Genomic DNA, 16,806 nt, shown 5'->3' on the forward strand with positions numbered 1-16,806 from the left:
TTGCAAGTTCCGTTATTAGCAACAGTAGTATTTTATCACAGCTGCATTCAGTTGTAAAGGAAAACCTCAAGTCAGAACGCCGGCACGAGCGCGCCTTTAAATTCTTTGTTAATAAAGTCGCGTACGGGCTCCGATTGGTAGTAAGAAAGCAGTTTCGCATACGCCGCGTTGGTTTTCGCTTCTTTTTGCACGGCCAGCACGCAAGCGTACGGCGATTCTTTCGTTTCCACAAAGCGCGCGTCGGCAACCGGGGAAAGGCCCGCTTCAAGCGCGTAGTTCGTATTAATTGCGGCGGCGTCCACGTCATCTAACGAGCGCGGCACCTGCGCGGCTTCCACTTCAAGAAATTCGAAATGATGCGGATTTTCTTTGACATCAGCGACCGTGACGGTGATATCATTCGTGCCGAGTTGAATCAGACCGGCCGACTGCAGCAGCAAGAGCGCGCGACCGCCGTTGGTCGGATCGTTCGGAATGGCTACTTTCGCGCCGTCGGGAAGGGCGTCGAGCGTTTTGTATTTCGGTGCATAGAGCGCCATCGGTAAGAGTACGGTTTTGCCGATCGAGACTAATTTGTCACCGTTGTTTTTATTGAAATGGTTCAAGTACGGCTGGTGTTGGTACGCGTTGGCATCGATTTCGCCGTTGGCGAGCGCCTGATTCGGTGTGACGAAGTCGGTGAATTCCGCCACTTTAATGACGAATCCGTCACGCGCGGCCACCGTTTTGACTTGCTCTAAAATTTGCGCCTGCGGACCTGCCGTTACGCCGACAACGAGCGGTCGTTCTTGGGTGCCGAGCATAGCGTTTGCCGGCTCTTTTTGGGTGCCGCAACCGGCCAGTACGGCCAAGCTGCAAAGCAGGAAAAATAAGACTGTCCATTGTCGTTTCATATCAATTACCCCATTTCACTATTTCGTTTTCAGAATTATTTTTTATTAACGCGTCGTGCTAAATAATTACCCAGACTTTGAATCAATTGGACAACGATGACCAATATCGCAATCGTTGCGAGCATCACATCGAGACGGAAACGCTGGTAGCCGTAGCGGATTGCGAGATCGCCCAAGCCGCCGCCGCCGATCGCGCCCGCCATCGCGGAGTAGCTGATCAAATTGACGACGACGTTCGTCATGCTGTCGATGATGGTCGGAAGCGCTTCGGGAATTAACACTTTATAGATGATTTGCAACGGGGAAGCGCCCATCGATTGCGCGGCTTCAACCAAGCCGAACGGAACTTCTTTCAGCGCCGTTTCCACCAGGCGCCCCGCAAAGGGAATTGCGGCGAGCGTCAAGGGTACGCACGCGGCGGTCGTGCCGATCGAGGAACCGGCAATAATGCGGGTCAAAGGAATAATCGCGACCATCAAAATAATAAACGGGATCGAACGCAACATATTGACGACGGCGCCGAGCGGTTTATTAATCGCGGCATTTTCCAAAATATGACCTTTATCGGTAACGAGCAGCAAGACCCCGAGAGGAATCCCGAAGAAGGCCGAGAGAAAGGAGGAAACGGCCACCATGTACATTGTTTCCCCTAAACTCTGCCATAAGAGGCTAACGATTTGCGGGGACATAACCGATCACCTCACTTTCAATGGGACACGCGCGCAGCCACGCCAAGGCGGCTTGCATTTGATCCTCACTGCCGCCCAGCGTCACAATCAGTCGACCGAATGAGGTGTCCTGAATGTAATCGATGCTAGCGTAGAGAATGCTGACTTCGAGATCAAACCGACGAATCAATGTCGCCAACAACGGCTCATCGGTAACGTCGCCGATAAAAGATAACCGAACCAGTAAATCGGCATCGGGAATCGGTGTTTGGGAAATATGCAGATAGTTTAAGTTTTCCGGAATCTCATTGCTCAAAATTGAGCCGACAAATTCGCGCGTGGTCGCCGTTTTCGGCGCGGTGAAAAGATCCGCCACGCCGCCCTGTTCGATGATGCGACCGTTTTCAATGACGGCGACGTGGTTACAAATTTCTTTGATGACCTGCATCTCATGCGTGATCAAAACGATGGTCAGGTGCAGGCGACGATTGATATCTTTCAAAAGATCAAGGATTGCTTTGGTAGTCTGCGGATCGAGCGCGCTGGTCGCTTCGTCGCAAAGGAGCACCTTCGGTCGGGAAACTAACGCACGGGCGATGCCGACACGCTGCTTTTGACCGCCGGAAAGTTGGGCGGGATAGTTGTCGCGGCGTTGCGTCAGACCGACGAGTTCTAAAATCGGCTCGATCCGTTCTTTTTGTTCCGCTTTGGAAAGTCCCGCGAGCTCTAACGGAAACGCGATATTTTCATAGACGGTACGATGACTCAGCAGATTGAAATGCTGGAAGATCATGCCGATATGTTTGCGTTCGTTACGTAATTCCTGCTCGCTCATCGCCGTCAGGTTTTTACCGTCGACCCAAACTTCTCCTTCGGTCGGCGTTTCCAGCATGTTGATACAGCGGATCAGCGTCGACTTGCCGGCCCCGGACAGGCCGATGATACCGCAAATTTCGCTTTCGGGGATATGCAGGTCGATATCTTTGATTGCGTGCACCGGTTGCGGACCGGGATATACTTTGCTAATGTGTCGCAAATCTATCATTTTCTCACTCCTTTAACCACTAAAAAACTCTTCACCAAAAGATGAAGAGCCGGTCGACTTCATCTCTCGGGATCACTCCCGCGGAATTGGCACCGTTCTCCGTGTAGAGATGGTTGCCGCGACGTCATTGGGCCGGTCCCTCGGTCACTCTGGATGAAAAGTGGTGTATTTCGTTGTTGATTAACGCTGATTATAGCACTATGAAAGAATGAATGTCAAACAGTAATTTAGAGATGACTCCTTGCGTTTTTTGTATAGGACTGTTTCAAGTAGCGTAAAATGCGACCGTTTCGGGCTTAAAGGGGATTTTAGCCGAGCGCTACATATTGAATAATCTGCTTTTAGGATTGCGCCCAGACTACAATATGTAGTATACTCAAATCTGAAGAGGCGGCTTGTGAGAAAGCCGATACAATATGAGGGAGGCAGCGGTACTATGTTGGAAGTCATCAAGCGCGACGGCGACAAAACTGTTTTTGACAGGTCGAAAATTACGATCGCGATTGAAAAAGCAATGAACAGCTCGAGCGGCGTGTATGAAATCGGTCAGGCGGACAAAATCGCCTGGGAAATCGAACAGGAAGCACGTCAGCAGGAAAAGCCTTTAACGATTTATGAAATCGAAGATAAGGTCTATTATAAACTCATTGAGAACCACAATCCGGCAACGGCTCGTGCGTACGAAAACTATAAAGCGGTACAGGCATTCAAACGTCATGAAAATACAACCGATGAAAGTATTTTCGGTTTATTAAATAAAAGCAATATCGCAGTCTTGGATGAAAACTCCAACAAAGACGCGCAGGTCGTTTCGACGCAGCGCGATTTGATCGCCGGCGAAGTATCGAAAGATATCGCCCGCCGCAAACTGATTCCCGCCGATATCGTGCAGGCGCATGACAGCGGCGCGATTCACTTCCATGACATGGACTATATTATTCAGCCGATGTTCAATTGCTGTCTGATCAATTTGGAAGACATGCTTACCAACGGCACCGTCATTAACGGGAAAAAGATCGATTCACCGAAATCGTTCCAAGTCGCCTGTACGGTAACGACGCAGATTATTGCGCAGGTCGCCAGCGGCCAGTACGGCGGACAGAGCATCAACGGCATTGATCGGATTCTGGCGCCTTTCGTGCGTAAATCGTTCAATAAAATTCTCAAGAGCGTGCTCGAAGAACAGCGCGACATTTATGAAATGGAACCGGATCAGGAGAAAGCGGAAGCGATTGCTTGGAAACGTACCCGTAAAGAAGTAAAAGACGGCATTCAGACGATCCAGTACCAGATCAATACCTTGATGACGACCAACGGCCAGGCGCCGTTCGTTACGTTGTGCATGTATTTCCAACCGGATTACGAATACGCCAAAGAAGCGGCGATGATTACGGAAGAAATTTTGGCGCAGCGTTTAGAAGGCGTCAAAAACGAGCAGAATGTCTACATCACACCGGCATTCCCGAAACTCGTTTACGTGCTCGATGAGCACAATATCGCGCCGGACGCGCCGTACTACTATCTCACGGAACTCGCGGCGAAATGCACCGCGAAGCGCATGTATCCGGACTATATTTCCGCGAAAAAGATGCGCGAAAATTATGAAGGCAATGTTTTTTCGCCGATGGGCTGCCGCTCCTTCCTGCGCCCGTATAAAAACGAAAAAGGCGAATACGTTTGGGACGGCCGTTTCAATCAGGGCGTCGTTTCACTGAACTTGCCGCAAATCGGTATTTTGGCGGAACATTCGGAAGAAAAATTCTTTGAAATTTTGGAAAAACGTCTGCAACTTTGCTACAAAGCATTGATGTTGCGCTATGACTTCTTGAAAGATGTCGTGAGCGACGTGTCGCCGATTCATTGGCAGTATGGCGCGATTGCTCGCCTCAAACCGGGTGAAAAGATTTATCCGTACTTGCAGAATACGTATTCCACGCTTTCCCTCGGCTACATCGGCGTGTATGAAGCGACCAAACTCATCACCGGCGAATCGCATACCGGCGAAAAAGGTCACGCGTTCGCCGCGCGCCTGATGCGCCGTCTGCGTGAAGCGGTCGATACCTGGCAGGAACAGACCGGTTTGGGATTCTCTCTGTACGGCACACCGGCGGAAAGCCTGACCAACCGTTTCTCGTCGATTGACCGCGCGCGTTTCGGCGAAATCGAAGACATTACGGATAAAGGTTACTACACCAATAGTTACCACGTGGACGTACGCGAACCGATCAGCGTCTTTGATAAATTCTGTTTCGAATCGGAATTCCAAAAACTTTCGACCGGCGGCTGCATCTCGTATGCGGAAATTCCGAATATGAGCGGCAACGTCGATGCGGTACTGACGATGATGCGCTTTATTTACGACAATATCTGCTATGCGGAATTTAATACCAAATCGGATTACTGTCATGTCTGCGGCTTTGACGGTGAAGTCAAAGTCAATGACGACATCCAGTGGGAATGCCCGCGTTGCCACAACACCGATCGCAATCTGTTGACTGTCATCCGTCGGACATGCGGTTACCTCGGTGAAAACTTCTGGAACGAAGGTCGCACGAAAGAAATCCGTGACCGCGTCCTCCATATCTGAGGCGCGCATGCGTTACGGACAAATCCGGCACTACGATATTGCCAACGGTGAAGGCATTCGGACAAGCATTTTTGTCACGGGCTGCACTCACAATTGTCCGAATTGCTTCAACGTCGAATACCAGAATTTTCAGGCCGGTAACCTTTGGACGGACAAGGAAACCGCGACGGTGGTCGACTACATCAATGACCCGAATGTGGCGGGTCTGACCCTTTTGGGCGGCGAGCCCATGCAAAATGTCGAGGGACTGATCGAGGTCGTGCGCGCCGTGCGGGCGGCCCAGCCGCAAAAAAACATTTGGGTGTATTCCGGCTACACCTGGGAAGAGATTATCAGTGATCCCGTTCGATTATCGCTTCTGCGTCTGTGTGACGTGCTCGTTGACGGGCGTTTCGTGGACGCGTTGCGCGATCCCGCGTTGCGTTTCCGCGGCTCGTCAAATCAGCGCGTCATCGCGATCGGAGAATCTCTTTTGCAAGGAAAAGTAGTATTGCATCGGGATATTCACACGCATCGTCCGATTACGACGACAGCGGATACTTAATCAAAAAAAGACGGCTTTCGCCGTCTTTTTTGTTGTGAGAATAAAAATATCTGGTCATAAGAAGTTATTGAGCAATACGAGTGAATTTACGCTTTTCAAGTGCTTTACCGATAACGAATGATGAAGCGCAAAAGCGCAACGAATCAAAAAGCTCTTGAGGATCATCAAATAACAGTTTGTCCCTTGCCTTCTTTGTGCTATAATAAACGCGCATAGAATGGTGGCACGAACCATATATTCTAGTTGGAAACGTGTGATAGGATACTAGATCAAAAAAGGCGCTATTTTTCAATAGCGCCTTTTTTCTTGCTGTATGTACTACCTGAAACTCTTTGAATCCATTTATAAACGCTCAGGTCAAGGAGCTCTTTACGAAAAGATTTTTACTCGTTGCCCGCGCCTTTCACTTTTCCGGGCACGCGTTCCGGTGTTTCATCACCGTCGTCGTTATCACTCTTAGCGGATGATTTTTTATCTTTCTTTTTGCCGTCTTTATCCTTCTTGTCTTTATCTTCGTCTTTTTTGTCAGATTCCGAGGCCGGCTGGTAAAAACCTTCCGCGGCGATTCCCTCGACACCCGCCGGCGTCGGGAAACTATTGGCCGGCATGTCGGCGACGGCCGCATGCATAAAGTCACGCCAGATGGCCGCCGGAACGGTACCGCCCGTCAATCCCTGCAAGGTTCCGTCAAAGTCATCGCCGATCCAAACGGCCGCGGCGACGTCCGGCGTATAGCCGACAAACCACGCGTCTTTACTTTCGTCTGTTGTACCGGTTTTACCGGCCATGGGACGACCGATGTACGCATTGCCGCCCGTGCCGTGCAAGACGGCGGATTCGAGCATATTCGTAACAATGTACGCCGTTTTTTGACTGATGACCTGCGTGCCTTTAGCGGTATTTTCTTCCAATACATTACCGTTGCGGTCCACAATCCGAATGATCGCCAGCGGTTCCATATGCACTCCGCCGTTGGCCAGCACGCCGTACGCCGATGCCATATCGAGCGGAATGACGCCTTGCGTTAACCCGCCCAAGGCGGCGGCCAGGTTCTCATCATTGTTGCCGCCCTTGAAGACGAGCGTGCTGATGCCCATGTTTTCTGCATTGGCGAGGATATTATGCATGCCGACTTCCTGCGCGATTTTGACGGCCGGCACATTGACGGAATTCATCAAGGCCTGACGTAATGTCATTTTACCGCTGAATGTACGGCTGTAGTTTTGCGGACTCCAACCGGCGATTGTGACCGGCGAGTCGTCGACGATCGTGCCCGGGGTCATGCCTTTTTCCACGGCGCTGATGTAGACGAAGGGCTTAAATGCCGAGCCCGGCTGACGCACCGCTTGGGTGGCGCGGTTGAAATGGTCCGTGCCGCGTCCGCCGACCATCGCTAGAATATGGCCGTTGTGCGGATCGATGGCGACGATAGCGCCTTGCGGTTGCCGCAAGCCGTTGGCGTCGGTGTAGAAGTCCGGCAGATTCGCTTCCAGCGAGCGTTCCGCCGCTTCCTGCATATCCAGATCCAACGTCGTGTAAATTTTCAAGCCTTCTTTATAAAGCGCTTCCGCATCGTACTTGTCGCTGATCAGCTGCTCGATGTAGCTGATGAAATAGGAAGCGCGGGAGCCGCGAATCTGTTTCAGGCTTTCCTGTGAGCGCAAGCCCAAATCGGCCGCCTTGGCGGCGTCCGCGTCTTCTTGCGAGATGAAGCCGTACTTGGCCATCTGATTCAAAACCGTAGCCTGTCGCGTTTTCGCCGCTTCCAAATTGCTGAACGGGGAGTAGTAGTTAGGACTTTGCGGTAAACCGGCCAGGAGAGCGCATTGCGCCAAATCCAGTTCGCTTACCGGTTTACCGAAATAAATATTGGCCGCTGTCTGAATCCCGTAGGCGCCTTCACCAAAATAAATCTGGTTCATGTACATTTGCAAGATTTCGGGTTTGGTGTATTCGCGTTCGATCTGCAACGCCAAAATGGCTTCCTGGAATTTACGCTCCAAAGTCCGATTTTGCGTCAGGAATGCGTTGCGGGCCAGCTGTTGCGTAATGGTACTGCCGCCTTGCGCGATGCCGTTGTGCGTGATGTTGGCAAAGATCGCGCGCATGATGCCGCGGGGATCGATGCCGTGATGATCATAAAAACGGATATCTTCCGCCGCCAAAAAGGCATGCTGCAAATTCTCGGGGACCTGATCCAGCGAAACCGGTAACCGGTTTTCCTCCGCATGAATGGTCGTAATCAGGCGACCTTTGATGTCAAAAATCTGCGATGACGCCGCCGGGGTATCCGTTTGCTGCACATCGGGCAAATTGCTGATGGTAGCGCCGATAAATCCGCAACCGGCGCCCAGAAAAATGACCAGCGCGATAATCGCGGCGATAATGAGCGTACTTTTATTTGCACCGCGCTTTTTCCGTTTCCTTGCGCGCGCGCTCGAATGTCGCATAAATGCCTCCTTTTAATTATTCACATTTTTATTTATTATACCATTAATGGCATCTTTTATAAATTGCAGATCAAGGAGAGGAAAATATACTGTCAACAATAAAAAACCTCCCTTTGCAAGGGAGGTTTTGCCAATTCTTACTTGTTGTACAATTCGACGATGAGCGTTTCGTTGATGTCGTTCGCGAACGGCAATTCTTCACGCAGCGGGAGACGGGTGTAAGTGCCTTCCCATTTGTCGAAGTTCTTTTCTATATAAGGCAGCTCGAAGGAACGAACTTCCTGGAAGCTGGCTTTGAACATTTCATTGGCACGTTGATCTTCTTTCAACGAGATGACCTGACCCGGGGTTACGTTATACGACGGGATGTCAACGCGTTTGCCGTCAACGAGGATCAAGCCGTGGTTCACCATCTGGCGAGCCTGACGGATCGAACGCGCGAAGCCGATGCGATAGACGAGGTTGTCCAGGCGGCTTTCGAGGAGGAAGAGAAGGTTTTCACCGACGATGCCTTCCATTTTACGCGCTTTGACGTAGTAACGGTAGAACTGACGTTCCAATAAATTGTAGATCGCTTTAACTTTCTGTTTTTCCAAGAGCTGGGTGCCGTATTCCGAGATTTTACGCGGGCGGCGCTCTTTGGACTGCCGTTTTAACGCTTTCGGATGACCGTAGATGTTGAGGTCAAACCGTCGGCTCGCCTTAAAACGTGCGTTCCGATTTGTTGCCATGCAATCACTCCTTTACAAATTTGGCAATAGCTTGTTTACAAGCTTTACAAGTGTACCATGAATATTGTTTCGTGTCAATCATAAATTGCACGTCGGGAAGGTTTGGGCGGCGCTTCATACACATACGCGTACAGTTCCGGCGCGCCGTCGCCGCGTTGGCGCTGATGCACGCCCTGAATTTCGGGGGCGAATCCCGGCAGGGCTTGCATCGCGCGTTCGAGAACCGTAAAGTATTCGACGGCGGTTTCCGTCCAACGTTCCCCGGCGACGATGGTGAAAATGCCCGGCGGATACGGCAGCGCGCCTTCCAATGCGATTTCGCCCGAAAGTTCGCGAAGCGGCAGCGCGCGCGCCTGATTGCGGCGGAGCGCAAGCGTGGCTTCGGCGGCGGACAGGGCGACCGGCGGTAAATATTCAGCCGCGAACAGCTTACGTTGTAATTGGCTGACGTTCGCTTCTTTGTAAAAATCGTGCAGTTTTTGGCACAACCAGCGAATCGATCGCGTGCGGTAAATATCCGGATAGGCTGCCGCCACGCGGGGCAGCACATCGGCGACGGGGGCGTCTTCCTCGATGGCTTTTTCCAGCTGCACGAGCAAATCGACCAACCGGCTCAACTTGGCGGGAGATTCCGCCGGAGTGATCAAAAAGAGCAGCGAGTTCAAATCGCTTTTTTCCGGCGTCATGCCGTGCTCCTGCAGGTAATGCGAGACGATACTGCCCGGAACGCCGAATTCTTCATACGTGCCGTCGCGAAGGGAAATACCCGGAGTGTACAATAAAATTTTGCAGGGGTCGAGCGCGTATTGCTCTTTGGCAAGGCCGCTGAAGCCGTGCCAGGACGCGTTGGGATCGATGACGAAATAGCGGCGATCGGAGATGATCACGTCAGTCGGGATATCTTGCCAGGGAGTACCGTCAACGGTCGGCGGCACAAAGGGTTGGAAATATCGGCAGCGTTTCAATATTTCTTTTTTGGCATCGGTCGCTACGGTGGCGGCATCGCGCCAAAGTTGTTCGCCGTATGGGGCTTCATGGATTTTCGCATTCATATCGAGTGAAGCGAAAAGCGGATAGTTCGGTGACGTCGACGCGTGCAACAAAAAGGCGTCATTGAAACGGTCGTGATTGACGTGCCGCGCCTGATCCTTAATGTGATTATCCTTTTTATGAATCTGCGAAGTTTGCGCAAATCCCGCTAACTGTTTGTGCACGGATTGCGTCACCAAAATCCCCGGATCGTTCGGACCGAGCTCCAAGGTGAGAGGACTCATCGGCGCGAGTATGGGCAAAAATTGTTCATAGCCGACCCAGGCGCAATCAAATAAAATGTAATCGCATAGTTGGCCGACGCTTTCTACGATTTGACGGGCGTTGTACAAAATCCCGTCGTACGTGCCGAGTTGAAAAATACCGAGACGGAACGGTCGCGGCAGATCCGCTTTAGCGGCAGCGATTTTACGGATACGCTCCCGCAATGCGTTTTCTTCCAGCGCGGCCGCCGGCATGCCGCCGATAAAACCGTACGGATTGCGCGTGGCTTCCAAATACACCGGTGTCGCGCCGGCGAGCACCAGCGCGCCATGGTGCGCGGATTTATGATTGTTGCGATCGAAAAGCACCAGATCGCCGGGAGTCAGCAGCGCCGTCGCGCAGACTTTATTGGCCGTTGAGGTACCGTTTAAGACGAAGTAGGTACGGTCGCTGTGAAACACTTCGGCCGCATGCTGCTCCGCCGCCGCGGCGAAACCGTCGTGGGTCAACATGTCGCCCAGGTAACCGTCCGAAGACGAAAGGTCACTGCGGAAGGTATTGGCGCCGTAAAAATCATAGAAGAGACGACCGGCGCGCGTGCGGCGGAAAAATTCGCCGCCGTGATGGCCGGGGGTCGCAAAGGATGTCTGATCGCCGTCGGTATAATCAATCATCGCGGCGACAAAAGGCGGCAATAAACCTTGTTCAAATCGTTTCGCGGCCGCGAGTACCACTTCGCTCACTTGGTCTTTGCACAGGCGTATAAAATGCGGCGCGTCACTGTCCACAATAAAACGAGGCAGGTCGTCGACATCTTGAAAGCGACGGGCGATCGACTGATCCTTCGCGCTTAAGACAACGGCCGCGAAAGCGTCGGGATCCGCCTGCGCCGGATTGACAAAAGTAACGGCAGCGGAGGCAAATAACTCTCGCAGTGCGGGACTGACAGCAAGTTGGGAAATAATCATACGAGCCTCTTTTCTGTAATGGTAGAAAAATTTGCTTTCATTGATACTGGAAAATTTACCGCCGGCGCAAAATCGCGCCCATGCGATAAATAAAAATCTGCGTGGCAAAGTTTTTACTCGGTCATAAAAATTCGTTATTATATTTACATTATTATGAAAACAGCAGGAATACGAGTTTGTAATGAAAATTTCTTGACAAACAGGATCCTAACGCTTAAAATAATACGAGTGAACTTTTGTCCTACCCATTAGCCCCGGAAAGGATAACCGTTTACGTTTCGATTTTGATAAGGAGGAATTCTACGCATGAAAACTACGTTTATGGCCAATCCGAGCAACATTGAGCGGAAATGGTACATCGTTGACGCGGAAGGCAAAACGCTCGGTCGTTTAGCTGCCGAAGTCGCGAAAGTCCTGCGGGGCAAACATAAGCCGACTTACACACCGCATCAAGATACGGGCGATTTCGTGATCGTCATTAACGCGGCGAAAGTCGTTGTTACGGGTAAAAAATTAGAACAGAAAAAATATTTCCGTCATTCCGGTTATCCGGGCGGCGGCCGTTTCATTCATCTGAACTGGCTCTTGGAACGTCGGCCGGAACAGGTTATTGAAATGGCGGTTCGCGGCATGCTGCCGAAGAACTCGCTGGGCGAAAATATGTATCGTAAATTAAAAGTATACGCCGGCGCGGAACATCCGCATGCTGCACAGCAACCGGAAGTACTTGAGTTGAACATTCGTTAACCGGAAGGAGGAACCGTAAATGGCAGTAGCACAATACTACGGCACAGGTCGTAGAAAGAAATCCGTTGCCCGCGTTCGTCTTGTTCCGGGCCAAGGCAGAATCATGATCAACAATCGTGAGATGTCGGAATACTTCGGTTTGAAGACACTCGAGCTGATCGTTAAACAACCGCTCGAACTGACCAACACCACCGACCAGTATGATGTTTTGGTCAATGTTCACGGCGGCGGCACGACCGGTCAAGCCGGCGCGATTCGTCACGGTATCAGCCGCGCGCTCCTGGAAGTCGACGCCGATTTCCGCAAAGCGCTCAAAAAAGAAGGTTTCCTGACTCGTGACCCGCGTATGAAAGAACGTAAAAAATACGGTCTTAAAAAAGCGCGTAAAGCAAGCCAGTTCTCGAAACGTTAATTGGTACCAAATAAAACCCTGCCGAGGCAGGGTTTTTTATTATCTGAAAATATTTCGGGCAAAGGCGGCACCGGATTGATGGAAACAACAAATGCCATACGGCCGGCGCGGCACCGATGGTTAGATATAAAAAAAGAATCTCCGCGGAGATTCTTTTTTTGTGGTCAGATGATCGTTTCGCCGTGATGTTTTTCACCCGGCGCGTCCGGATACAGATTGTATTGGACCGTCCACTCGTCTTTGTACTTGATCGCCTGGCTGTGAATGTTGTCCCATTGGTCATGCGTGCGCACCACGCGCCCCGGCACACCGACGACGAGTGAATTCGGCGGAATCTCTTGGTTCTCCAGAACCAGCGCGCCGGCGGCGATAATCGAACCGCGGCCGACATGCGCGCCGGTTAAAATTTTAGCGCCCATGCCGATCCACACATGGTCTTCGACCGTGGCGCCGTGAACGACCGCGCTGTGGCCGATAGTAACATAATCACCGATGATGCAGGGGTAACCTTTCGCCACATGCAGGCAGACGAGATCCTGTACATTGGAATATTTGCCGACGGAAATGTAATCGACATCACCGCGGGCTACCGCGTTGTACCAGAAGCTGCTCCATTCATCGGCGCGAACATCGCCGACGATTTGAGCGCCTTTCGCGACATAGACGTTTTCATGCAAGGCGGGCGAAACGCCCTGGAACGCATCTCCATCATAGGTATACATAGAAACTTCCTTTCCTTTGCTTTCAAAAATTATTTCAGTAATTGCGGGGCGTTCTGCAAACATTCCGTCATTTCATGAATAATTTCATCTACGATTTCTTTCGCCGGTTGGATCTTGGTCAAACGGTTCAAGCCCTGGCCGACTTGCACCACACCGTTTACCATGTCGCCGTCGACCGCGGCGAGACGATTCGTGCCGCGTGAAAGAGCGGTGAGAACCTCATCGGCGGCGCCTTCGCGCTCGAGACGCAAGTATTCGTCCGTGAATGCGCTGCGTAAACCGCGGACATTGTTGTTGCGCGTAAAACCGGTGATGACGGAATCCGTATCGGTGGCGGCGATGATGGCGTCTTTCGAATTTTGATGGACTTTGCACTCTTCGGCTAAGAGGAAGCGCGAACCCATCTGCACGCCGTCGGCGCCCATCAGGAGAGCCGCCGCCATACCGCGACCGTCGACAATGGAGCCGGCGACGATGATCGGAATATCGATTTCCGGAATGACATTTGTCATGAGCGCCATCGTCGTTTGCATGCCGTCGTGACCGCCTGCTTCAAAGCCTTCGATGACCAAAGCGTCGGCGCCTTTTTCCTGCACGCGTTTAGCGAGTTTGACGTTCGGCACGACCGGGATCGCTTTAACGCCGGCACGATGCAACGGTTCAAAGTAAGGCACCGGATTGCCCGCGCCGATGGTCGCGAAAGCAACTTTTTCTTCGCAAATAATTTCGAGCACTTCATCTTTATTCGGCGCCTGCAACATCAAATTCACGCCGAAGGGATGACCGGTTAATTCCTTCGTTTTACGAATCTGTTCGTGAATCCATTCCGACGAACGACCGCCGGTCGCAATCACGCCGGTGGCGCCGGCATTCGCAACAGCGCTTACCAGAGTCGATTCGGAGATCCAGGCCATGGCACCCTGAATAATCGGGTATCGGATACCGAGCAGCTCGGTCAGTTTCGTTTTCATACCATTTCCCCCTTATAATGAATGTTTTCTATTTATAACTTAATTATGAACTAAATTATGAGCTAAAAATATCATGCGTTCAATGAAAATACAACAATAAGATTGCGAATTACGCATAGTGAAATAAAAATTTTCACACGTCATATCTCTTTATACAGCCAACGATGCGGCTCCCCTTCGTCCATATGAACTTCTTCGAGATCGCCGGTATAACCGTTGCGCAAATAAAAGTTTTGGGCGCGCACTTGCGCGGAAAGCATGATTTTTGTGCCGCCCAGTTTTTTGATAGCGTTCTCCGCAGCTTCCAAAATCAGGGTGCCTAACTGTTGATGGCGATGGTCTTTGGCGACGGCCATCCGACCGATGTAGTAGGTGCCGGCCTCTTCCGCCGGAAAAAAACGACAGGTGCCCACCGCGCGATCATTTTCCCGACAGATCACATGGCGGGCGCATTGGTCGGTTTCATCGAACTCGTTCTGAAAGCCCTGCTCATGAATAAAAACATCCTCCCGCAGCTTACGTGCTTCGGCAGGCAATGTGGCATTGACAGTAATCATCGTATCGCTCCTTTGCATTTTCCGATGTAAGTATAACAAACGAATCGGTATTTTCGTAATCGGCTTTGGGATTCCGGAAAATATCGGGAAAAGGGAGAGCGCTTCGGTTGGTCGTTGCGTCTTGAGATTTCTTTTGCTACAATGAATGCGGAAAGATTTTTTTACCACGGTTGGACAAAATTTGTCCCGCGGGCAAGCGAGGTGATTGCGACGAAAGAAGACGTATTGGTGAGTTTGGTTCCGGAACTTTTTGCCGAAGCGGAACGCCGGTACGCCGTTCTCAAAGAAGTCTCGTTGCAAGCACCGATCGGACGCCGCGCCATTGCGGATGCGACAGGCTTTACCGAGCGGGTGGTGCGCAATCTTGCCGCCGAGCTCGAGGCGAACGGCTTAGTGACCGTCACTCCTGCCGGTATTTCCATGACTCGACGCGGTGAACAGCTGCTGGTCGATTTAGCCGCCTATTTCCGTACGCGCCAATCAGTCAAGCGACTGGAGCGTGAACTGGTGGAAATTTTGGCGATGAAAGAAGTACGGATTGTGCGCGGCGATTCGTCAAGGGATCGCACCGTGCAACGCAATCTGGCGCAGGAAGGCGCGCTGTTGGTGGCCCGCTATTTAGCGGATGATTTGGTGGTCGCCGTTTCCGGCGGTACGACATTATCCTTGGTGGCCAAAGCGTTACCGGAGAGCACGGCAAAAGTAACTGTGGTGCCGGCTCGCGGCGGTTTCGGCGAAACGCTCGAAACGCAGGCCAACACGATTGCGGCGATGGTGGCGCGGAAAACGCGCGGAACCTATCGCATGCTGCACGTGCCGGACGGATTTTCTCCGGAATTGATTGACATCCTGCGGCGCGAGGATAAAAGCTTGCGGGAAGTGGAAGCACTGATTCATCGTGCGGATCTTTTGATCATGGGCATCGGTGATGCGGCACGCATGGCGGATTTGCGTCAAATTCCGCCGGCGGAACGCGCGACGCTGATGACCGGCGGCGCGGTTGGTGAAACGCTCGGGTATTATGCGCGAGCCGATGGTGAAATTGTGTATTGCCGGCACAATGTCGGGCTGACGTTAGAGGAGCTCGGAAGCGTGCCGGATGTAGTTTTGGTCGCCGGCGGGTCGCAAAAAGCGGCCGCGATTTTGGCGATGGCGCGGGCCGGAGTACATGGCCGTTTGGTCACGGACGAAGGCGCCGCACAGGCAATTTATCAAATAGTGAACAGCCAGAGGAGGCAAACTCATGTCAACAAAAGTCGGGATTAACGGATTTGGACGAATCGGCAGAAACGTATTTCGCGTAGCGATGAACAACCCGGAAGTGGAAATCGTCGCGATCAACGATCCGGGCAACATCGAAGCATTGGCGCATTTACTGCAGTACGATTCCGTGCATGGCGAAATCGATGCGAAAATTGAAATCAAAGGCTCCGCGCTTGTCATTGACGGGAAAGAAATCGAAGTCACTCAGGAACTGGATCCGGCGAAGATTCCCTGGGGTACAAACGGCGCCGAAGTAGTCATTGAATCCACCGGTCGCTTTACCAATGCGGAAGATGCGAAAAAACATTTGCATGAAACGGTGAAAAAAGTTGTGATTTCCGCGCCGGCGAAAAACGAAGACATTACGATTGTCATGGGCGTTAACCAGGATAAATATGATGCCGCTAAGCATCATGTCATTTCCAACGCGTCTTGCACGACGAACTGCCTCGCTCCGTTTACGAAAGTATTGCATGATACCTTCGGGATCAAAAAAGGTCTCATGACCACAGTGCATGCGTACACGAACGACCAGCGTTTGCTGGACTTGCCGCATAAAGATATGCGTCGCGCCCGCGCGGCCGCGCAGAACATCATCCCGACGAGCACCGGCGCGGCGAAAGCGATCGCTCTCGTGATTCCGGAACTCAAAGGCAAATTGAACGGCTTCGCTATGCGTGTACCGGTACCGAATGTATCGATTACCGATTTGACCTGCGAAGTCGAAAAAAACACGACAGTCGAAGAAGTCAACGCGGCGCTGAAAAAAGCGGCGGAAGGCGAACTCAAAGGCATCCTCGGTTACTCGGAAAAACCGCTTGTTTCCAGCGACTACAACGGTTGCCCGAACAGCTCGACAGTCGACAGTCTCTTGACCTCGGTCATCGACGGAAACATGGTGAAAGTGGTTTCCTGGTATGACAACGAATGGGGCTATTCCAACCGCTTGGTGGATCTCGTATCCTACATCGGTAAGCAAGGTTTATAATGGTAA

At 51.7% G+C, this 16,806-nt stretch carries 15 protein-coding genes and 1 riboswitch; of the genes, 6 read left to right on the forward strand and 9 right to left on the reverse strand.

Features of this window, described 5'->3' with window-relative positions; all coding sequences use genetic code 11:
* Positions 1-71: 71 nt before the first annotated feature.
* The 3 genes from KIB08_RS05535 to KIB08_RS05545 are packed head-to-tail and all read right to left on the reverse strand — an operon-like array spanning position 72 to position 2,606.
* On the reverse strand, positions 72-893 hold the full coding sequence (locus KIB08_RS05535) for a MetQ/NlpA family ABC transporter substrate-binding protein (RefSeq protein WP_303990607.1): 822 nt from the start codon (positions 891-893) through the stop codon (positions 72-74).
* A gap of 35 nt (positions 894-928) precedes the next feature.
* A complete protein-coding gene (locus KIB08_RS05540; protein WP_075939061.1) occupies positions 929-1,582 on the reverse strand; it encodes a methionine ABC transporter permease in 654 nt (217 codons plus the stop codon).
* Positions 1,563-2,606 (reverse strand): methionine ABC transporter ATP-binding protein, encoded by a 1,044-nt coding sequence (locus KIB08_RS05545; protein ID WP_303990610.1) that lies wholly within the window; start codon positions 2,604-2,606, stop codon positions 1,563-1,565. The genes KIB08_RS05540 and KIB08_RS05545 overlap by 20 nt, the downstream gene beginning before the upstream one ends.
* Before the next feature lie 56 nt (positions 2,607-2,662).
* A riboswitch (SAM riboswitch) is annotated at positions 2,663-2,766 on the reverse strand.
* Positions 2,767-3,042: 276 nt separating this feature from the next.
* Here KIB08_RS05545 and nrdD point away from each other — a divergent pair.
* Together nrdD and nrdG are read left to right on the forward strand one after the other, a co-directional pair.
* On the forward strand, positions 3,043-5,193 hold the full coding sequence (nrdD, locus tag KIB08_RS05550; protein WP_303990690.1) for an anaerobic ribonucleoside-triphosphate reductase: 2,151 nt from the start codon (positions 3,043-3,045) through the stop codon (positions 5,191-5,193).
* Positions 5,194-5,200: 7 nt separating this feature from the next.
* Entirely contained in the window at positions 5,201-5,737 is a 537-nt protein-coding gene (nrdG, locus tag KIB08_RS05555) for an anaerobic ribonucleoside-triphosphate reductase activating protein (protein ID WP_303990613.1), read from the forward strand.
* Positions 5,738-6,120: 383 nt separating this feature from the next.
* On the opposite strand, the gene KIB08_RS05560 is transcribed toward nrdG, so the two are convergent.
* The 3 genes from KIB08_RS05560 to speC form a co-directional block, all read right to left on the reverse strand.
* Positions 6,121-8,187 (reverse strand): transglycosylase domain-containing protein, encoded by a 2,067-nt coding sequence (locus tag KIB08_RS05560; protein WP_303990615.1) that lies wholly within the window; start codon positions 8,185-8,187, stop codon positions 6,121-6,123.
* A gap of 137 nt (positions 8,188-8,324) precedes the next feature.
* A complete protein-coding gene (gene rpsD / locus KIB08_RS05565) occupies positions 8,325-8,918 on the reverse strand; it encodes a 30S ribosomal protein S4 (RefSeq protein WP_303990618.1) in 594 nt (197 codons plus the stop codon).
* Between the two features lie 74 nt (positions 8,919-8,992).
* On the reverse strand, positions 8,993-11,140 hold the full coding sequence (gene speC, locus KIB08_RS05570) for an ornithine decarboxylase (RefSeq protein WP_303990621.1): 2,148 nt from the start codon (positions 11,138-11,140) through the stop codon (positions 8,993-8,995).
* A gap of 306 nt (positions 11,141-11,446) precedes the next feature.
* On the opposite strand from speC, the gene rplM reads away from it, so the two are divergent.
* Both rplM and rpsI read left to right on the forward strand, forming a co-directional pair.
* On the forward strand, positions 11,447-11,887 hold the full coding sequence (rplM, locus tag KIB08_RS05575; protein WP_024049116.1) for a 50S ribosomal protein L13: 441 nt from the start codon (positions 11,447-11,449) through the stop codon (positions 11,885-11,887).
* Positions 11,888-11,906: 19 nt separating this feature from the next.
* Positions 11,907-12,299, forward strand: a complete 393-nt coding sequence (gene rpsI, locus KIB08_RS05580) for a 30S ribosomal protein S9 (protein WP_303990628.1) — start codon at positions 11,907-11,909, stop codon at positions 12,297-12,299.
* 164 nt (positions 12,300-12,463) lie between these two features.
* On the opposite strand, the gene KIB08_RS05585 is transcribed toward rpsI, so the two are convergent.
* The 3 genes from KIB08_RS05585 to KIB08_RS05595 form a co-directional block, all read right to left on the reverse strand.
* Complete coding sequence (locus tag KIB08_RS05585) at positions 12,464-13,021, reverse strand: gamma carbonic anhydrase family protein (RefSeq protein ID WP_303990631.1); 558 nt, start codon at positions 13,019-13,021, stop codon at positions 12,464-12,466.
* A gap of 29 nt (positions 13,022-13,050) precedes the next feature.
* Positions 13,051-13,992, reverse strand: coding sequence for an NAD(P)H-dependent flavin oxidoreductase (locus KIB08_RS05590; RefSeq protein ID WP_303990634.1), 942 nt, complete (start codon positions 13,990-13,992; stop codon positions 13,051-13,053).
* Between the two features lie 140 nt (positions 13,993-14,132).
* Positions 14,133-14,549: a GNAT family N-acetyltransferase gene (locus KIB08_RS05595; RefSeq protein WP_303990637.1), complete on the reverse strand. Its 417-nt coding sequence runs from the start codon at positions 14,547-14,549 to the stop codon at positions 14,133-14,135.
* Positions 14,550-14,750: 201 nt separating this feature from the next.
* Between KIB08_RS05595 and KIB08_RS05600 the strand changes: the two genes are divergently transcribed.
* Positions 14,751-15,815: a sugar-binding transcriptional regulator gene (locus KIB08_RS05600; RefSeq protein ID WP_184327591.1), complete on the forward strand. Its 1,065-nt coding sequence runs from the start codon at positions 14,751-14,753 to the stop codon at positions 15,813-15,815.
* Positions 15,793-16,800: a type I glyceraldehyde-3-phosphate dehydrogenase gene (gene gap / locus KIB08_RS05605; RefSeq protein ID WP_303990646.1), complete on the forward strand. Its 1,008-nt coding sequence runs from the start codon at positions 15,793-15,795 to the stop codon at positions 16,798-16,800. Before KIB08_RS05600 ends, gap begins: the two co-directional genes overlap by 23 nt.
* Positions 16,801-16,806 lie beyond the last annotated feature (6 nt).

This window comes from Negativicoccus succinicivorans (assembly GCF_018372215.1).
In the GTDB taxonomy this organism is placed as follows: domain Bacteria; phylum Bacillota; class Negativicutes; order Veillonellales; family Negativicoccaceae; genus Negativicoccus.